The organism is Janthinobacterium salmonicoloratum, from assembly GCF_051380845.1.
GTDB lineage: Bacteria > Pseudomonadota > Gammaproteobacteria > Burkholderiales > Burkholderiaceae_D > Janthinobacterium > Janthinobacterium lividum_F.
Map to the genome: position 1 here is coordinate 150,444 of NZ_JBNYXV010000006.1, position 17,882 is coordinate 168,325.

Below are 17,882 nucleotides of genomic sequence, written 5' to 3' on the forward strand. Positions count from 1 at the left end.
CCGATATTTGCTATTGGAAACACAATATTGATATCAGGCATGAAATAAATGCGGATTGATTGATCTCAGCAATTGTTGTCTTAAATCAAATCGTCGAATCGCTATTCCTGCAGCAATTGCCGAATGTCTGCCGCCAGGCTGGCCGGTTTGCTGGCCGTCGCGTAGCGGCGAAATACGCTGCCATCCTTGCGCACCAGGAATTTCGTGAAATTCCATTTGATCGACTGGGTGCCCAGTATGCCGGGCGCCGCCTGTTTTAATTGCGCAAATACGGGATGGGTATGCGGGCCATTCACATCGACCTTGGCAAACAGGGGAAAGGTGACGCCGAAGTTTTTTTCGCAAAAGGCGCCGATCTCCGCATTCGAACCAGGTTCCTGCTGGCGGAATTGATTGCAGGGAAAACCCAGCACGACCAGGCCCTGGTCGTGGAACTCGCGGTACAGCGCTTCGAGTCCCTGGTATTGCGGCGTGAAACCGCAGGCGCTGGCCGTGTTGACGATCAGCAGTACCTTGCCCTTGTATTGCGCCAGGTCGATCGGCGTGCCGTCCAGCGCCTCGGCCTGGAAATCGTGGATGGTGGTCATGTCAGAGGAGTCCCAGTTTGGTGGCGCCCGTTTGCGGGGCCGGTTCCGGCGCCGTTGCGCCCTTGAGTTTGATCGTCAGGCGCAGGTCGTTGACGGAGTCCGCATTGCGCAGCGCGTCTTCATAGCTGATGGCGCCCGCTTCGTGCAGGTCGAACAGGGCCTGATCGAAGGTTTGCATGCCATGTTCGCGCGATTTTTTCATCAATTCCTTGATCTCGTGCACCTGGCCCTTGAAGATCAGGTCGCTCATCAGCGGCGAGTTGAGCAGGATTTCCAGCGCCGCCTTGCGCCCGCCGCCTTCCTTTTTGGGGATCAAACGCTGCGAAATCATGCCCTTCAAATTGAGCGACAGGTCCATCAGCAGCTGCTGGCGCCGCTCTTCGGGGAAGAAATTGATGATGCGGTCCAGCGCCTGGTTGGCGTTGTTTGCATGCAAGGTCGCCAGGCACAGATGGCCCGTCTCGGCAAACGCGATGGCGTGGTCCATGGTGTCGCGGTCGCGTATTTCTCCGATCTGGATCACGTCGGGCGCCTGGCGCAGGGTGTTTTTCAGGGCCGTGGCCCAGTCGTCCGTATCGACGCCCACTTCGCGCTGGGTGACGATGCAGTTGCCGTGCGGATGGATGAATTCCACGGGGTCTTCGATGGTGATGATGTGGCCATGGCTGTGCGCGTTGCGATGGCCCACCATGGCTGCCAGGGTGGTCGACTTGCCGCAGCCCGTGGCGCCCACCATGATGACGAGGCCGCGCTTGCTCAGCACGATGTCTTGCAGGATGGCGGGCAAGCCCAGTCCCTCCAGCGTGGGGATGGCGGTATTGATCAATCGCAAGACCATGCCTGCCTGGCCCATCTGCACGAAGGCGGACACGCGGAAACGCCCGAGTCCCTCCGGGCTGATGGCGAAATTGGCTTCGCGGCTGGACTCGAACTCGGCCGCCTGGCGCGCGTTCATGACGGCGCGCACGTAGCCGGCTGCCTGTGCCGCGGCTAGCGCGCCGCCCGCCAGCGGCGTCAGCTTGCCGTCGAGCTTGATGGCGGCGGGAAAGCCGGCCGTGATGAACAGGTCGGAGCCGCCCCGTGCGCGCATCTGCGCCAGCAGCGCGTGCATGGCGCCATAGTATTCGTGCGTCGTCTGCATGGTTTATCCGGGGAAGTTTTCGGGCGACTTGGCGGCCGAGCGGGCCGTTTCCGCCGTGATCGTGCCGCGCCGCACCAGATCGGACAGGCACTGGTCGAGGGTCTGCATGCCCACATTGCTGCCCGTCTGGATGGCCGAATACATTTGCGCCACTTTCGCCTCGCGGATCAGGTTGCGCACGGCTGGCGTGGCGAGCATGATTTCATGCGCGGCCACGCGGCCCGCGCCATCCTTGGTTTTGAGCAAATTTTGCGAAATGACGGCTTGTAGTGATTCGGACAGCATGGCGCGCACCATTTCCTTTTCCTCGGCGGGGAACACGTCGATGATGCGATCGATCGATTTCGCCGCCGACGAGGTGTGCAGGGTGCCGAATACGAGGTGGCCCGTCTCGGCCGCCGTCAGCGCCAGGCGGATGGTTTCCAGATCGCGCAATTCGCCCACTAAAATCACGTCCGGGTCTTCGCGCAGGGCCGAGCGCAGCGCGTTGCTGAACGAATGCGTGTGCGAACCCACCTCGCGCTGGTTGATCAGGCATTTTTTCGGTTCGTGCACGAATTCGATCGGGTCTTCGATGGTCAGAATGTGATGGTTCAGGCGCTCGTTGACGTGGTTCACCATCGCCGCCAGGGTGGTCGACTTGCCCGAACCCGTCGGGCCCGTCACCAGCACGAGTCCCCGCGGACGCATGGCCAGCTCGCCGAAGATGCGCGGGGCGTTGAGTTCGTCCAGGCTCAGCACCTTCGACGGGATCGTGCGCAGCACGGCCGAGGCGCCCCGTTCCTGGTTGTAGGCATTCACGCGGAAGCGGGCCAGGCCGGGAATTTCGAACGAGAAATCGCATTCCAGCGCTTCTTCATACACCTTGCGCTGGCTGTCGTTCATGATGTCGTAGATCATGCTGTGCACTTCCTTGTGCTCGAGCGGCGCCACGTTCAGGCGGCGCACGTCGCCGTTGACCCGTATCATCGGCGGCAGGCCGGAAGACAGGTGCAGGTCGGAAGCCTTGTTGCTGACGGAGAAAGCGAGTAGTTCGGAGATGTCCATTTATAATCCCTGTGCCTGCATTGATGGGCTGGCGCACTGTGCCGCCGCCCCTTACACTAGAAAATGATTATGTCCACAATCGAACAGAACTTGCAAGCCGTGCGCGAGAGTATTGCGCAAGCGGCGCTGGAGGCGCAGCGCGCCCCTGGCGACGTGACCCTGCTGGCCGTCTCGAAGACCTTCGGCGCGGACGCCGTGCTGGAGGCCATGCGGGCGGGCCAGGCGGCATTTGGCGAAAATTATTTGCAGGAAGCGCTCGACAAGATCGCCGCAGTTCAGCTTGCGCTGCCGCAAGGTGGCCCCGTCTGGCACTTCATCGGCCCCATCCAGAGCAACAAGACGCGCCCCATCGCCGAACATTTTGATTGGGTGCACACGGTTGAACGGGAAAAGATCGCCGCGCGCCTGTCCGAGCAGCGTCCGGCCGGCTTGGCGGATCTGAATATCTGTCTGCAAGTCAATATCAGCGGCGAGGCCAGCAAGAGCGGCGTGGCGCCAGCTGAATTGCCGGCGCTGGCGCGCGCCGTGGCGCAGTTGCCCCGCTTGCGCCTGCGCGGCTTGATGGCCATTCCCGAGCCTGAAACGGAACTCAGTCGCCAGCGCGCGGCCTTTGCGCAATTGCGCGCGCTGTACGAACAATTGAAGTCCGAAGGACTGGCGCTCGATACCCTGTCGATGGGCATGTCGGCCGACTTGCGCGCCGCCGTGCTGGAAGGCGCCAGCATCGTCCGTGTGGGCAGTGCCATTTTCGGTTCCCGCAACTATTCCTGATGAAGAGAGAGAACAAGCATGACGACAGAATTGAATATCGCCTTTGTGGGCGGCGGCAACATGGCGGCGGCCCTGATCGCCGGCCTGGCGGGCAAGCTGACTTTGGGCGGCAATATCCACGTGATCGACCCGCACGCGCCCGCGCTGGAAAAATTGCAGGCGCAGTTCGGCGTCACGACAGCGACTTGTGCTGGCGAAGCACTGCGCGGCGTGGACGTGATCGTGCTGGCCGTGAAACCGCAAAGCATGCGTGAAGTGGCGGCCCAGCTGCTGCCCTTCCTCGATGGGGAGCGGGCGCCATTGATTCTGTCGATCGCGGCCGGCATACGCGCGCAAGACCTGTCGCGCTGGCTCGGCGATTATCCCGCCATCGTGCGTTGCATGCCGAACACGCCGGCCCTGATCGGCATGGGCATCACGGGCATGGTGGCCAGCAGCGGCGTCAGCGACGAGCAAAAGAAGACGGCGGACGCCATCCTGCGCGCCGTCGGCCAGACCGTCTGGCTCGATGACGAAGCCAAGATTGACCCTGTGACGGCCGTGTCCGGCAGCGGTCCCGCCTACGTGTTTTACTTTATCGAAGCCATGCAGCAAGCGGCCGCCGAGCTGGGCTTGACGCCCGAGCAGGGCACGCAGCTGGCGATTGCCACGTTTACGGGCGCGGCACAGCTGGCGGCGAACTCCAGCGAACCCGTGTCGCTGCTGCGCGAGCGGGTCACGTCGAAAGGCGGCACCACGTATGCGGCGCTCACCAGCATGGAAGAGAGTGGCGTCAAGGCGGCCATCGTCAAGGGCATCAAGGCGGCCGCGCAGCGCGGACGCGAGATGGGGGACGAGCTGGGTAAATAAAACCGGCTTACATCACCTTCACGGCGCGGCCGATGTATAAAACCGGTCCCGTCGGCCGGCCCGTGGGCGAACCCGTTGCCGGCTCCAGCGTGATTTCAAACAGTTGCTCCGGCTGCAGCGGCGGCAGCTTATCCAACGTCAACTTGAGGCTTTGCCCCGGCTTGACCAGGCCCAGCGAGACAGGCGCGCCCCAATCCTTGCCCTTGGTCCAGAATTGCAAGGCTTTTTGCTGCGGCACGCTAGTCGGTCCCAGCGGGATCAGGCTCAGGTCGCGGTTCGTGCCGCCGCGTCCGCCCGCCTGCACGATCCAGCCCGGCGATTTATCCTGCGGCGCAACCAGCACCACCAGGTAGCCGGGTCCGGCTGGTGCTTGCAGCTGCACGCTGACCAGCACGGCCAGCGCGGCCGTGGCCACCAGGCCGCCGCCGGCCAACACTCTCCAGAAGGCCAGGCTGTTCCACCACGCCTGCCAGCCGCCCGCCTGTTGCACGGTTTTCGGCGTGAACAGGCTGGCGCTGATGCGCGGCCACAGTTGCGCGGAGGGCGTTTCGGGCGGCGCCACGGTCGTCAATGGCAACAGACGCTGTTCCCAGGCATCGACGGCGTCGCGCAAGGCGGCATCGCGCGGCAAGCGCTGTTCCACTTCCGTGCGTTCGGCCAGTTCCAGTGTCCCCAGCACGTATTCGCTGGCCAGCCTTTGCAATTCCCCGTCGCTGTTGATCATCCCATGCACTCCCGCAAGGCGGCCAGACCTCGCTTGACCCAGGCTTTGACGGTACCCAGCGGCGCTTGCAGGCGTTGCGCGATTTCGCTGTGGGAACAGCCATCGACGTAGGCGTACAGGATGCTATTGCGCTTGGGTTCGTCCAGGTGAGCGAGGCAATCGCGCAGCTTGCCCATGTTTGCCTGAAGGGCGTAGGCGTCGCCGGCGTCGTCGCCGTGGCGTTGGTGCAGCAGGGTTTCCACGCTATCCTCGTCGGCCGATACTTCATGGGCGCGGGCGCGCGCCACGTCCAGCGCCTGGTGCCGCACCACCACATAGATCCAGCCCTTGCCGCTGCCGCGCGTGGCGTCGAAGCTGCCGGCGCGGCGCCAGATATTCAGGAAGGCGTCGTGCAGCACGTCTTCGGCCAGGGCCCGCTGGCGCACGATGCGCAGGGCCACGCCCAGCAGGTAGCGGCTTTCCTGCTGGTACAGGCCGTGCAATGCCTGCTGCTCGCCCCTGGCGCAGGCGCGCAGGGCGGCATCGTAATCGAACGGAGTGGCTAGCGTTGGCAAGGTTGGCGCAATCGTCAAGAGTGAACGGTTAGCAAGTTTTTAATACGGAGTATAGGCCAGAAACCCGCATTTCTACCGTTGTTTTCCTGTTTCACAACGCCTAACAAAACCGTAGCGAGCGGAAGGGAGAGGTGGCTAAGAAGCGCAACCGTACTCTAGTACGGTGAGCATCGCAGGCCGCCTATCACGACGCGTAGCAGGTTTTGATAGGTGTATTCATGCAGCTTTCCAGAAGATGTAGTCGGCCTGGTAGGGCACCCATTGCCTGGCGCCGATGGACTCCATGCCGCAGGGGCTGCTTGGCGCCACGCCGCCGCTGGTGGCCACGCGCTGGATGTAGCTGACGCCCTGCATGGCGCCGCTGCCCATGGCCGGGTTGGCTTTCACCAGCTGATACGGGATATTGCCCGCGCCGGCGGGCGCCACGGCCACTTGCGTCGCCGTCACTTTCGAGCCGTCCAGGTTGGCCCAGGTGGCGGGTGGGCCGACATACGTGCCCACTTGCATGCCGCTGCGGTCGTTCAGGGCCGCGTCCGGGCCCACGAAGACCCATTCATGGCCCGTCATGTCTTTCTTTGCCTTGCATTCGTAGGCGATCTTGCCCACGCCCACCGTCTGCATGGCGACTCGATGGCCATCGGGCACCTTGACGGCATTCGGCAATTGTTCCTGCGAATAGCGGGCGCTCATGGGGGCGCAGGCACTCAGCAGCAGGGCGGCGCCCAGCACAGTGAGGGCAGGAATGGCGTGGCGTGGGGCTGTGACGGCAAGCATGGCGAACTCCTCTTAGTTGGCTCAACCGGTTGGTTGATACCATTACTACGCATGGGCTCGCCATTTGGATGCAGCCAGGAAAAAATATTTTAAGGCGGCGCGTCTTTCTTGCCGAAACGCTGCGTCAGCGCCAGTACGACGGGCATGATGGCCGTCGCGTGCTTGAGCAGTGCGCCGCTGGCCCGCAACAGCGGCAGGAAGCGGCGCGGGCGCACCAGCAGCAGGCCCAGCACGGCGCCGCCCACCATCAAGGGGATTTTGAAGCGCGTGGCCAGGGTGTGGCGCAGATTGCCGCCCGTCAAAGGTTCCAGCAACTGGCGCGTCTGCACGCCCAGGGCCAGGCGCTGCAGCGCGCATTCGGCCAGCAGCGCGTCGCGCCGCTGCGCCAGGCTGGCGGCCGTGTGGACATGCGACAGTTTGGTAGGATGCGTGGTCATGGCCGCTCCGCTTCCCGGCGGGCCAGCAATTGCAACTCGTCCAGGTCTTTGTTCAGTTCGGAAAGTGTGAAGGACAGCAGTTTCGGCTTGCTGCGGAAACTGGCGCGCACGCCCAGCAGGGTGGCGATGGCGGCGCCGATGAAGACGGCGGCAGTGATGGCGATGGCGGCAATGCGGTGCGTATCCCAGAACAGCACGATGACGAGGAACACGATCAATACCAGGCCGACGAATAGGCACAGCAGTGCCAGCATGGCCAGCGCCAGATAGGACAGGAAGCGCAGCGACTCTTCTTCCATTTCCACGGCCGCCAAGGCCAGACGGGTCTGGACGATGGCGGCGAGGGTCGCTGCGACTTGGGCGACATGGTGCACGATAGCCATATGTTGCCTTTCGCGTCAGGAGACGGCCTGCGCCGTCGGTACTGCGTCTGTACTGCTTCGGTACTATCTAGCGGCGTGACGAGGAAAGCAGCAGGCCGAACAGCACGCCAACGACGGCGCCCGCGCCCACGGCTTTCCATGGATTGTCCTGCACGTATTCGTCTGTGGCCTTGGCCGCCTTCTTGGTCCGTTCGAGCAAGTCTTCTTCCAGCTTGATCAAGTCTTTCTTGGCCGTTTCCAGGGTGGCGATGAACTTGTCCTTGACGGCTTTGACATTCTCGCCCGTCTGATCCTTGGCGCCATCGAGCCAGCCTTCCGCTTCATTGATGACGGTTTTCAAGTCGCCGACCAGTTTGTCGCGGGCCTTGTCGGCGTCGGCGAGGATGTTGTCGCTGCTGGATTTTCCGGTATATGTCGAGCTCATGTATTACCTCATGGAAGTGAAACTGCACAGTGAAATACCAGTGTAGGCAGCAGCGGCCAAACTAGTCTTGCGCCGCCTCAAGGGCTGCCGCGGCACAAGAGTCATTGCTTAACGGAAAGCAAAGTCCAGTACCACGCCCGCAAACACCGCTGCTCCTAGCCAGTTATTATGCCGGAATGCCGCAAAACACGGCATACGCTCGCGTGCGCGGATCAGGGTGTAGTGGTAAACGGCGCAGCCGGCCGCCACCAGCAAGCCCGCCACGAACCAGTAACGCAAGCCCAGGTACCAGCCGCAGCCTAACCACACCAGCAGGAAAACGGCATAGCAGAACATGACGATGGCCACGTCGTAGCGGCCAAAGGTGATGGCCGAGGTCTTGATGCCGATCTTTAAATCGTCGTCGCGGTCGACCATCGCGTATTCCGTGTCGTAGGCCACGGCCCAGAAGACATTGCCCAGCAGCAGCAGCCAGGCGACGACAGGCACGGAATCCGTGATGGCCGCAAAGCCCATGGGAATGCCGAAGCCGAAGGCGATGCCCAGGTACGCTTGCGGAATGGCAAAGAAGCGCTTGAAATAGGGATAGGTGCCGGCGATGATGACGGCGGCCACCGACAGCTGCTTGGTCAGCGCATTCAAGGGCAGGATCAGGCAAAAGGCCAGCACGGTGAGCACGCCAGCCACGGCCAGCGCTTCCTTGCCGCTGATGCGTCCGCTGGTGATGGGGCGCTCCGCCGTACGCTTGACGAATTTGTCGATATCCTGGTCGGCGTAGTCGTTGATGGCGCAGCCTGCCGAGCGCATCAGGAAAGTGCCGAGAGTAAAGATGAGCAGCAGCCGCCAGTCCGGCACGCCCTGCTGCGCCAGCCATAGCGCACACAGGGTAGGCCACAGCAGCAATACGGTACCGATAGGCTTGTCCAGCCGTATCAGGCGGAAATACAGTGCCAGCTTGTTCATGGAAGACTCGATCTTGTTGAAGAGAAAGGTCGATTATCGCAAATAGTATGTAAATGTACTATTTTGCGCCTGGACGCTGGTCTTCGTCGTCACATAAAGGGGTGATGCCCGGCAAGTTGCAGCTGGCGATGGCCGCGCACAGGGCGTCGATGGCCGCCTTGCGCGTAAAACTCTTGCGCCACAGCATCACCACTCTGCGCGATGGCACGGGTGCGGCGAAGGGCCGGTATTCGAGCATGCCGTCGGTGGGGTGCATATTGGCGACGGAGGCGCGCGGCAAGACCGTCAGGCCGATGCCGCTGGCCACCATGTGGCGGATGGTTTCCAGTGAAGAACCTTCGAACGTGCGCTGCATGCCGTTGCCGGGCGAGGAAAAGCGCGCCATTTCGGGGCACACTTCCAGTACCTGGTCGCGGAAACAGTGGCCATTGCCCAGCAGCAGCATGGTTTCCGATTTCAAATCTTGCGCGGCGATCTTGTCACGCGCCGTCCATGGATGCTGGCGCGGCATGGCGACGACGAACGGTTCGTCATACAGTTCCTGCATGGCCATGCCGTGTTCGGGCAGGGGCAGGGCCATGATGGCCACGTCCAGTTCGCCCTGGCGCAGCAACTCGAGCAGGCGAACCGTGAAGTTTTCCTGCAAGATCAAAGGCATCTGCGGTACCTGGTCTATCATGGCCTTGACCAGGGGCGGCAGCAGATAGGGGCCGATCGTGTAGATCACGCCCAGGCGCAGGGGGCCGGCCAGCGGGTCCTTGTTTTGCTTGGCGAGTTCCTTGATGGCGGCCGTCTGTTCCAGCACGCGCTCGGCTTGCGCGATGATTTGCGCACCCAGAGGCGTGACGGAGATTTCCGCGCCGCCCCGTTCGAACAGGACCACGCCCAATTCGTCTTCGAGTTTCTTGATGGCCACTGACAGGGTGGGCTGGGCAACGAAGCAAGCCTCGGCGGCATGGCCAAAGTGCTTCGCTCGCGCGACTGCAACGATATATTTCAGTTCAGTCAGTGTCATAGCTTGATTGAAACACAGGAAGTACTTACTTGCAATGAATGAAAGGTGGCGCAAACGTGAAACTGTGGCGCCGATGGCGTATTGTAGCGGATCGCCCCCTATAATGCGGGATCGGGCAGTAAAGGGAGATGGCGATGGAACTGCAGATGCAGGCGCTGGAAGCGGCGATCAATTACTGGCGTGCCAGGCAACCGGCGCGCGGCAATGAATATGCGCTGTCGCCGCCCGTCAGCCGCCTGGCCGGCGTGTATGCGCTGATGATTTACTACCGGCAAGATCGCATCGCCGAAGAGGGCCTGGAACCGGCCATTCTGGCCCTGATCGATGCCTGGCGCCGGGATGCCAGCGGCATCCAAGGCGATAGCCACGCCTGAGCGTGACCTACTAACCCAACAAGAGATATCCATGCCTGACTTTGAAAACAAACTGTGCGGCCGTGACGAACTGCGCGCCCGCGCCGCAGCCCTGCCGAAACCGGTGGTGGTGACGAACGGCGTGTTCGACATTTTGCACCGCGGCCACGTGACCTATCTGGCGCAGGCGCGCGCGCTGGGCGCTTCCTTGATCGTTGCCGTGAATACTGATGCTTCAGTGAAACGCCTGGGCAAGGGCGACGACCGGCCCCTGAACAACTGCGAAGACCGCATGGCCGTGCTGGCCGCGCTGGAAGCGGTGAGCCTGGTCGTGCCGTTCTCGGAAGACAGCGCGCTGGAAGTGGTGCAAGACATCGAACCGGAAATCTATGCCAAGGGCGGCGACTACGACATGGCGGCCATTCCGGAAGGCAAGGCCGTGCTGGCGTATGGCGGCCAGGCCGTGGCCATCGATTTCGAGCATGACCGCTCGACCACCAAGCTGTTGACGAAAGTGCGGACGCAGCAGGGCTGAGGAACACCGTCAATGTTTCCATACAGATAAAAAGAAGTTACTATGAGAACTGCTAGGGCTGCGACTTCGTTTCGTCAGCCCCAGTACGTTACACCGTCTGATATGCATTGCTTGTCATAGAAAATAAATGGATCATAAAACTTCTGGGGATTGGCCACTGCCCTCCGGCGCCTGGCACGTGGATGACGAGGGCGCGTGGACCATGCAACGCAGCGCGGACGGCCAGAACGTCTCGCCCTTGGTGAGCCATGCCGATATCGGCAAGCTGATGCTCGCGCGGCGCCTGCCCGCCGCCGCAGGCGCGCCCGCGCGGGAGTTCCCACCCGAATTCTCGTTCGACCCCGCCTCGGGGGCGGCCTTGCAAATGCCGCCCGACACTTCCGTCACGCCGCCATGGGTGCCGCCCTACGGCGCATATCCCGTCAGCGACGTGCCGCCGGCTGGCCCGGCCGGCTTGCGCCAGGCCAGCGTGCCCCTGAAACTGGCCGACAAGCGCGCGCGCGAAGAGCATGCGCAGGCCGATGCCTCGCTGCCCATGCCGCCGCCGGGCGAATACGAATTCTTTTCCGCCCAGTTCGGCACCAGCGCGCCCGCGCTGCTGGCGCTCGATACGCGCAAGGCCGTTTTGCACGCATGGCTGCCCGCCTCGAAACGCTGGCTGGCGCTGGACCCCGACTATGGCAGCTTGCTGGCCGAATCGGACCTGACCCACGGCGCCTGGCGCGCCGAGCTGGTGCCGGAGTTCAATAGCGTGCTGGTCTTGCCGACCAGCCATGGCCTGGCCTGCATCCGTCCCGACGTGCCTTCGCTCACTTACGTGGTCGAGCACGTGGGCGGCGCGCCGTGCGCGGCCGCGCCCGTCTGGTTCCAGAACCGCCTGTGGGCGCCCCTGCGCGACGACGATGGCCGCATCCGCTTCGTCAACCTGGATGCCGCGCAAAAGCCGGGCAGCGACGTGCTGCTCGACGGCGTGTTTGACCTGGGCGCCGTCAGCGCGCCCGTGGCCTACAACCGCATGGCCGTATGGCCTTGCGCCAACGGACAGCTGCGCTTGCAGCTGCAGCCGGACGGCTACGTGGCCGCCTCGTTCACGCCGTGGCCCGAAGGACTGGTGCCGCACTTCGAATTCGGCAGCCCGTATGTGTCGCGCGATGGCGGCCTGTGGCAGCTGTGCTTCGAGCGTAGCCGCGGCACCTATGTCTACGTGAAACTGGGCGCACAGTCCGAACGGGCCGACGCGCTGGCGCCGCGCCTGTGTTCGGGCAGCTTCAATTACCGCTTCGCCACCAAGCTGAAAACGGCGCCGTGGGAAGAGCCGGAACACGGCGACGATGGCGGCAAGAACCAGGCCGTCATGCCGCTGCTGGAATCGAACGCTGGCAACAGCGTCTTTGGCGTGAAGTTTGCCACCAGCGCCGGCCTGTCCAGCGTGCTGCGTTCGAACGAGCGCCTGGCGGCCCAGCTGGTGCAGGACGACGAGTTGCGCGAAACCGTGTTTCATACCTTTGCCGTCAGCGAGCCGTGGCGCGTGCGCCTGTTTGTCCATGAAGGCACACTGTGGGCGTATCACCCGCTGCTGTCGCGCATCGATGGCTGGGCCTTGCAGGCATGAAAGCGCGCGTCCTGATCGCGGCCTGCGCCGCTTTGCTCAGTGCAGCCGGCGTGCAGGCAGCCGGCATCCAGCAAGCCTTTCTCGTGCAGAATTCGGGCTGGATGGAGCCGTTTTACACGGATGAGCATTCGCAGCTGAAGGCCCTGGTGGGCGCCGTGGCGCAGGCCGCCACGAACCCGTCCGATAAAGTCTATACGCTGGCCTTCAGCCAGAGCAGCGGCGCGCACGTGTCGCCGTCGCTGCTGGGGCAGGGACAGGGCAGCGCCGGCGTGGCGGGCCAGCTGGCCAATCTTGGCCTGGCGCACAAGAGCGCCGGCGGCGCGCTGGCCGACACGGATTTCCAGGAAGCCGTGACCAAGACCATCACGGGTCCGTTCCAGTCCGCTTCCGGCATCGTGTGGATATTTACCAATAACAAGAATAGCCCCAACAACGACAGCCAGACGGCCGAGCGCAACCGCGACTTTTACCGTCTGCTGCACCTGGAGCCGTCGATCACCAAGACGGTGGTGTTTCCGCTGCGCATGCCCGTGCAGGGCAAGCTGTACAGCGCCAAGGGATTGATGGTGTACGCGCTCGCGTATGGCCAGCCCGCGTCCGAGGCTTTGACCCGCATCCTGGCCGAAGGGCGGCTGTCGCAAGTGCTGACGCGCCCGCCCGCGCGCCTGAAACCGGTGGACCAGGATGCCGTGCGCATCGTGCCCCAGTCCGTCAAGAACAGCGCCAATGTGCACGCCAGCCTGGGCCGCGACGGGCGCACCATCGTGCTCGACGTCGATGCGGCGAACCTGGTGCCGCAAGTGGTGCTGCAGGCGTCGCTGCAAAACATGTTTTTCCCATACGTGATCGATAGCGCCAAGGTGCACGCCAGCCTGGCCGGCCAGAACGCGCCCCTGCGCGTCGCGCCGGATCAAATCCACCAGTTGCAGCCAGGCGCCAGCCAGTCCGTGCAAGTACAGTTCGCGCTGCCGATGGCGCAGATACCGTCGCCCTGGTCGGCGCAGGCGATTGCCGCCATGGGCAAGCAAGTGATGTTGCCCATGCAGGCGCAGGTGGGCCTGTCGGAACAGCGGCTGGCGCTGGCGTCCAGTTTTGGCAAGGATTTGCAGGAATTGTTCCCTGGCGACCCGATATCTGGCATGTTTACGCCGCCCGACAGCGTGCGCGCGTCGCAGGCGACGATACCGTTGCTGGTGCGCATACAGTATCCGCTGCTGCCCGTGCTGGTGATACTGGGCGGCGTGCTGGCGCTGGTGCTGGGCTTGCTGGCGCTGGGCCTGGTCGGCACGCGCGCCACGCGCTACAAGGTGCTGGCGGACGGCGTGCAGCGGCAAGTGTTATTAAAACCATACAAGAGCGTGCAGATCCGCGATGACGACGGCCGCGACATCGGCGAACTCAAGCGCGGCCTGGGCAAGCCGGCCGTCGTGCGCGTGGCCGAAGGCCATACCTTGACCCTGGCCTGAACCACCATTCCTTAAAAATTCCTTCCATTCAACAGAGGCATACCATGGCGCAAGATACTCCCAAAGACAACGCAGGTTTTACCTTGCCGGCCCCGGCGTCCGCGCCGCCGGCCGCCGACGCACCTGCCGCCGGTGCGGCCAGCGCAGCCACCACGGCTACCACCGAGCCTGCGCCCGCGTTTGATGCAGCCGGCACGACCGATACCTCGTCGCGCGACACCCTGGTCGGCGGCGTAGTGCTGTTGCTGCTGTTCATCGCCTTCTTCTTTGCCAAGAATGCCTATGCGAATGGCCTGGTGGCCAAGCGCGTGCCGCCGAACAAGGCCAATGCCTCGGGCTGGTGGCTGTTCATCTTCCTGGCCAGCCTGGCGACCGGCGTCGTGCTGGCCGCCGTGAACGCGCATAAATTCCTTGCGCCATTGTTCATGGGGCCGCTGGTACTGGTGGGCCTGGTCGCGTTACTGTTGACCTTTACATCGAGCCGTCGCTAAGCCGCACGCCGTCGTACGCATCATCGAAGGAATCACCATGGCAGAGAACCTGAACCAAACCATCACCGGCGGCGCCAGCGAGCGCAAGCAGGACAAGATCATCGAACTGCGCCCGACCCTGTTCATCGGCATCGGCGGCACGGGCATGCAGGTGCTGATGCGCGTGCGCCGGCGCGTCCTCAACACCCAGTGGGGTGGCGCGGGCAACCGCACGCGCATCGAGGGGCTGGCAGACTTTCCCATCGCGCAATTCATCCATTTCGACCTGGACAATGGCGCCGTGATCGAAAGCGGCGAATCGCAAGCGAAAGACTTGCAATTCGACCAGGTGAAGTTCACGGATGACGACAAGGTGGTCGAATCGTTCGACATGGACAAGTACAGCCGTGATGAAGATTCTCTGGAGAAATATCCGCACATCAAGGAATGGCTGCCGCTGACGCCGCAGCGCATCCGCGAACTGCGTTTCGACATGAGTAGCGGCGCCGGCCAGATCCGCGCCGTGTCGCGCTTGTATTTCTTCGACAAGTACGCGAAGATCCGCGACAAGATCCGTTTGAAGTTGAAAGCCTTGAAAGCGGGCCTGTCGCACGAGCGCCAGCTGGCCGAACTGGGCTTGCGCATGGAAACGAACCGTTTCCGCATCGTCATCGTCGGTTCCGTGGCGGGCGGCACAGGTTCCGGCTCCTTCCTGGACATGGGCTTGCTGGCGCGCTGGCTGGCGCGCAGCGAAGTGGGCGCGGCCGACGTCGAGCTGATGCTGTTCTTGCCGACCGGCTACACCAAGGCCAACAAGGACCGGGTCGAGGCCAACGGCTATGCGGCGCTGATGGAGCTGGAATCGGCGATGATGGGCAACAAGGGCTATGTGGGCCGCTGGGATGCGTATGACCGTCCGGAACTGACGCGCGAGCCGTACAGCGAGGTTTACCTGATCGATTCGGGCAACCTGGCCCAGCAGCACACCAAGGATGTCAGCGACGTCTACCACATGGTGGCCGATTCGCTGTTCGAGGATTTTGCCTCGGCCGACTTCGCGCGCGCCAAGCGCTCGATCGCCGTCAACCAGGCGCAGCACAAGAATTCCCTGTACAACGCGCCCGTGCCTCAAGACCGCTTCGGCGACATGCGCCTGTATTTCTCGAAGCGCTTTTCCTCGTTCGGCATGGCTGTGCTCGATACGCGCCAGGAAGCAGCGCGCGACGAGCGGGCCCATCGCTGGGCCGGTGCCATGCTGCAAGCGTTCTTTGGCGTGGGCGGCACGGATGCGGGCGCCAACCGCGCCACGGATACGCAGCGCGATAATTTCCTCGCTGCCAATATGTTCCTGAAGGGCACGCCCTTCAGCGATTTCCCCGAGTTTTCCGACAAGAGTATCGAGCTGAAGCGTTCCAGCGGCGACTTCATCGATTTCCGCGTCGTCGATGAATTGCTGGAAGACCGCCACGGCCACTTGCTGGCCGGCGTGGAAAACCGGGTCAACACGCGCATCAATGATATCCGCACGGGCTTTGACCGCAGCGAATGGCCGGCGCAAGTGCGCGACGCCATGAAGCACCTGGAGCGCGACGCCGTGCGCGACCAGGATTCCACGGCCGACACGACGGAAGACCGCATCAGCAAGCGGCGCCGCGAAGTGCTCGAGGACGTCAAGAAAGTCGTGCGCGACCAGCTGTATGGCTACCTGGACAACAAGGAATTCGGCGGCTTGGAATACGTGCTGTCGCTGGTGGAGCAGATCAAGGACCGCATCGAAGCGCCGGGCAGCGGCTTGACGGCGCAGATCGGCAACAATGCCGAGCGCTACCGCGAAATCAAGGAAGCCGTGCGCTCGCGCGAATACGAGCGCCTGTTGAACAACCTGGAACAGACGCGCAGCACCTTCGGCTTCCTCAGCAATGGCGAAAAGCAGGCGGGCGTGGTGATGGACCATTTGCGCACGGAAATGGCGAATGCGCTGAAATTCCATTTGCGCGCCAAGGCGGCGGACGAGTCCGTTCTCCTGCTGGGCGAACTGTCGCGCTGGCTGGGCAACCGGATCGGCGTTGATGCGCAAGGCCGCGCCCAGTGGAATGGCCTGGTAGGCGAGCTGCAAACGGGCCGCGAAGGCGTGCTGGCCATGCTGTCGGAATTGAAAACGGCCAATACCATCCTGCAAAAGGACCTGGACAAGGAGCACGCGACGCTGATCGTCATTCCCGTCACGGAAAAAGACATTGCGCTGCCGTCGGCGGCCACCTTGCGCCAGTGGGCCGATGAAGCGTTCAAGGACATGGGCGGCTCGAAAGCGCTGTTCCCCATGCTGGGCGAACCGGCGCAGCGGGGCTTGATCCTGACCAAGGTCACGCGCATGGCCGAGAACATGATCGCCACGGCGGGCCTGGCCGAAGGGGCGACGAGCACGCCCGACCCCTTGTTCGAGGCACTGGAACAGATGGATGTGGCCGAACGCCTGGACCGTTTCCGCAAGCTGCTGGCCTGTTCCATGCCGTGGATCGACGCCAACATGGCGGGCGATTTCACGGTCGTGTCGGACCAGTTCAAGTGCGTGATCGGCGTGGCCAACGCGGCCGCCTTCAAGGCGAAGTTCGGCGCCGAGCTCGAATCGTGCGTGCCGACCCAGGTGGGCATCACGGTGAGCCAGCTGGAAATCGTCGAAACGGGCATCCGCGGGCGCGCTGTCTGCTACTGCGAACTGGCTGGCGTGCCGATGACGGTGCTGCGCGGCCTCGAAGGCTGGCGTACCAGTTACCGCAAGGAAGGCGACAACGACAAGGCGCCGACCCATACGCATATCGATCCGACGCAATTTACGCACCCGATCGCGCCCAATACCGATGAAATGAAGCGCCTGGCGGAAGATTTCGGCGAATTCCTGCAAGCGATCATGCTGGGCGTGCTGACACGCCACACGGGGCGCGTCGTGCCGCCGGGCCAGTACCAGTTTGCCGTCGAGCCGGGCGACTTGCGCCGCATCGGCAACGAACGGGCCATCCGTCAGAACGGCATGCCCGCCTCGTACGAGAAAAATATCGCCTTGCGCATCGAAGAAAAATTGACGGCGCTTGACGCCGTGCAGACGGCCGCCATGGCGGCGCTGGCAAAATACTACGAGCGGGGCGTATATGCGCCCAAGCTGGTGGCGCAGGCCGATGGCTCGCAGCTGCCGTATATCGGCTTTGGCAGCGCCATTTCCGCCGAAGTGGGCGCGCGCTTGCGCGAGTCGGCGCGCCGCAAGGGCATGGCCAGCGATGAGCTCGACCGCACAGTGCAAGCCTTGCTGGGACGCTTGAAGGAATGGGCGAATGTCATCGGCGACTCCGACAGCGATGCCTACGACTGGGAAGTGCGCGAGCCGGAAGCGGATGGCCAGCCCCGTTTGAAGTACGCGATCAAGGCGGAAATGCTGGAAGCGGGGCGCCTGGAGCAATTGCTGCGCCCGGCTGGAACGGTTGCTGCCCCGGCGGCGGCCGCGTTCGGCATGGCGCCGCCACCGCTGGGCGGCATGCCGCCGCCGCTGGTGGAATACCAGTATTTCCTGGGCATAAACGGCCAGCAGCAGGGACCGTTCACGGCCCAGCAGATCGTGCAGTACGTGCAGGCGGGGCAGGTCGTGCCAGCCACCACCAAGGTGTGGCGCGCCGGCTTGCCGGCCTGGGCCGATCTGGCCCAGTTCCCCGAACTGGCGCCTTTGTTCCTCAGCGCGCCGCCACCGCTGATGCCGCCGCCCCTGTGACCGCTGGAATGACGTTGGAA

At 63.3% G+C, this 17,882-nt stretch carries 19 protein-coding genes; 8 read left to right on the forward strand and 11 right to left on the reverse strand.

Features of this window, described 5'->3' with window-relative positions; all coding sequences use genetic code 11:
* Positions 1-101: 101 nt before the first annotated feature.
* From ACQ4WY_RS23835 to ACQ4WY_RS23845, 3 genes are read right to left on the reverse strand one after another with little or no spacing between them, the layout of a single operon-like run.
* Entirely contained in the window at positions 102-587 is a 486-nt protein-coding gene (locus ACQ4WY_RS23835; RefSeq protein WP_436506197.1) for a glutathione peroxidase, read from the reverse strand.
* 1 nt (position 588) lies between these two features.
* Entirely contained in the window at positions 589-1,728 is a 1,140-nt protein-coding gene (locus ACQ4WY_RS23840; protein ID WP_436506198.1) for a PilT/PilU family type 4a pilus ATPase, read from the reverse strand.
* Positions 1,729-1,731: 3 nt separating this feature from the next.
* Positions 1,732-2,775, reverse strand: coding sequence for a type IV pilus twitching motility protein PilT (locus ACQ4WY_RS23845; RefSeq protein WP_436506199.1), 1,044 nt, complete (start codon positions 2,773-2,775; stop codon positions 1,732-1,734).
* A 69-nt stretch (positions 2,776-2,844) separates the two neighbouring features.
* Here ACQ4WY_RS23845 and ACQ4WY_RS23850 point away from each other — a divergent pair, with 69 nt between their 5' ends.
* Both ACQ4WY_RS23850 and proC read left to right on the forward strand, forming a co-directional pair.
* Positions 2,845-3,546, forward strand: coding sequence for a YggS family pyridoxal phosphate-dependent enzyme (locus ACQ4WY_RS23850; protein ID WP_436506200.1), 702 nt, complete (start codon positions 2,845-2,847; stop codon positions 3,544-3,546).
* An 18-nt stretch (positions 3,547-3,564) separates the two neighbouring features.
* On the forward strand, positions 3,565-4,395 hold the full coding sequence (proC, locus tag ACQ4WY_RS23855) for a pyrroline-5-carboxylate reductase (RefSeq protein ID WP_436506202.1): 831 nt from the start codon (positions 3,565-3,567) through the stop codon (positions 4,393-4,395).
* 7 nt (positions 4,396-4,402) lie between these two features.
* Here proC and ACQ4WY_RS23860 read toward each other — a convergent pair whose 3' ends face one another.
* The 8 genes from ACQ4WY_RS23860 to ACQ4WY_RS23895 all read right to left on the reverse strand — a co-directional run bounded on the left by ACQ4WY_RS23860 (position 4,403) and on the right by ACQ4WY_RS23895 (position 9,669).
* Positions 4,403-5,119 carry an anti-sigma factor gene (locus ACQ4WY_RS23860; RefSeq protein WP_436506203.1) on the reverse strand — a complete coding sequence of 239 codons (717 nt, stop codon included), beginning with the start codon at positions 5,117-5,119 and terminating at the stop codon, positions 4,403-4,405.
* Complete coding sequence (locus ACQ4WY_RS23865; protein WP_436506204.1) at positions 5,116-5,691, reverse strand: sigma-70 family RNA polymerase sigma factor; 576 nt, start codon at positions 5,689-5,691, stop codon at positions 5,116-5,118. The genes ACQ4WY_RS23860 and ACQ4WY_RS23865 overlap by 4 nt, the downstream gene beginning before the upstream one ends.
* A gap of 198 nt (positions 5,692-5,889) precedes the next feature.
* A complete protein-coding gene (locus tag ACQ4WY_RS23870; RefSeq protein WP_436506205.1) occupies positions 5,890-6,447 on the reverse strand; it encodes a DUF3455 domain-containing protein in 558 nt (185 codons plus the stop codon).
* 89 nt (positions 6,448-6,536) lie between these two features.
* Positions 6,537-6,884 carry a hypothetical protein gene (locus ACQ4WY_RS23875; protein WP_436506206.1) on the reverse strand — a complete coding sequence of 116 codons (348 nt, stop codon included), beginning with the start codon at positions 6,882-6,884 and terminating at the stop codon, positions 6,537-6,539.
* Positions 6,881-7,267: a phage holin family protein gene (locus ACQ4WY_RS23880; RefSeq protein WP_436506207.1), complete on the reverse strand. Its 387-nt coding sequence runs from the start codon at positions 7,265-7,267 to the stop codon at positions 6,881-6,883. Before ACQ4WY_RS23880 ends, ACQ4WY_RS23875 begins: the two co-directional genes overlap by 4 nt.
* A gap of 67 nt (positions 7,268-7,334) precedes the next feature.
* Positions 7,335-7,691 carry an ElaB/YgaM/YqjD family protein gene (locus ACQ4WY_RS23885; protein ID WP_436506208.1) on the reverse strand — a complete coding sequence of 119 codons (357 nt, stop codon included), beginning with the start codon at positions 7,689-7,691 and terminating at the stop codon, positions 7,335-7,337.
* A gap of 108 nt (positions 7,692-7,799) precedes the next feature.
* On the reverse strand, positions 7,800-8,654 hold the full coding sequence (gene ubiA / locus ACQ4WY_RS23890; protein WP_436506209.1) for a 4-hydroxybenzoate octaprenyltransferase: 855 nt from the start codon (positions 8,652-8,654) through the stop codon (positions 7,800-7,802).
* 58 nt (positions 8,655-8,712) lie between these two features.
* Positions 8,713-9,669 carry a hydrogen peroxide-inducible genes activator gene (locus ACQ4WY_RS23895; RefSeq protein WP_436506210.1) on the reverse strand — a complete coding sequence of 319 codons (957 nt, stop codon included), beginning with the start codon at positions 9,667-9,669 and terminating at the stop codon, positions 8,713-8,715.
* Positions 9,670-9,803: 134 nt separating this feature from the next.
* On the opposite strand from ACQ4WY_RS23895, the gene ACQ4WY_RS23900 reads away from it, so the two are divergent.
* The 6 genes from ACQ4WY_RS23900 (at position 9,804) to ACQ4WY_RS23925 (ending at position 17,862) form a co-directional block, all read left to right on the forward strand.
* Positions 9,804-10,043: a DUF3717 domain-containing protein gene (locus ACQ4WY_RS23900; RefSeq protein WP_436506211.1), complete on the forward strand. Its 240-nt coding sequence runs from the start codon at positions 9,804-9,806 to the stop codon at positions 10,041-10,043.
* A 31-nt stretch (positions 10,044-10,074) separates the two neighbouring features.
* Complete coding sequence (gene rfaE2, locus ACQ4WY_RS23905) at positions 10,075-10,557, forward strand: D-glycero-beta-D-manno-heptose 1-phosphate adenylyltransferase (RefSeq protein WP_035824719.1); 483 nt, start codon at positions 10,075-10,077, stop codon at positions 10,555-10,557.
* 127 nt (positions 10,558-10,684) lie between these two features.
* The gene (locus ACQ4WY_RS23910; RefSeq protein ID WP_436506212.1) at positions 10,685-12,169 is read left to right on the forward strand and encodes a hypothetical protein; all 1,485 of its coding nucleotides are present in this window, start codon (positions 10,685-10,687) and stop codon (positions 12,167-12,169) included.
* A complete protein-coding gene (locus ACQ4WY_RS23915) occupies positions 12,166-13,635 on the forward strand; it encodes a hypothetical protein (protein ID WP_436506213.1) in 1,470 nt (489 codons plus the stop codon). Before ACQ4WY_RS23910 ends, ACQ4WY_RS23915 begins: the two co-directional genes overlap by 4 nt.
* A 44-nt stretch (positions 13,636-13,679) precedes the next feature.
* Positions 13,680-14,126, forward strand: a complete 447-nt coding sequence (locus ACQ4WY_RS23920; RefSeq protein WP_436506214.1) for a hypothetical protein — start codon at positions 13,680-13,682, stop codon at positions 14,124-14,126.
* 37 nt (positions 14,127-14,163) lie between these two features.
* On the forward strand, positions 14,164-17,862 hold the full coding sequence (locus ACQ4WY_RS23925; protein ID WP_436506215.1) for a tubulin-like doman-containing protein: 3,699 nt from the start codon (positions 14,164-14,166) through the stop codon (positions 17,860-17,862).
* Positions 17,863-17,882 lie beyond the last annotated feature (20 nt).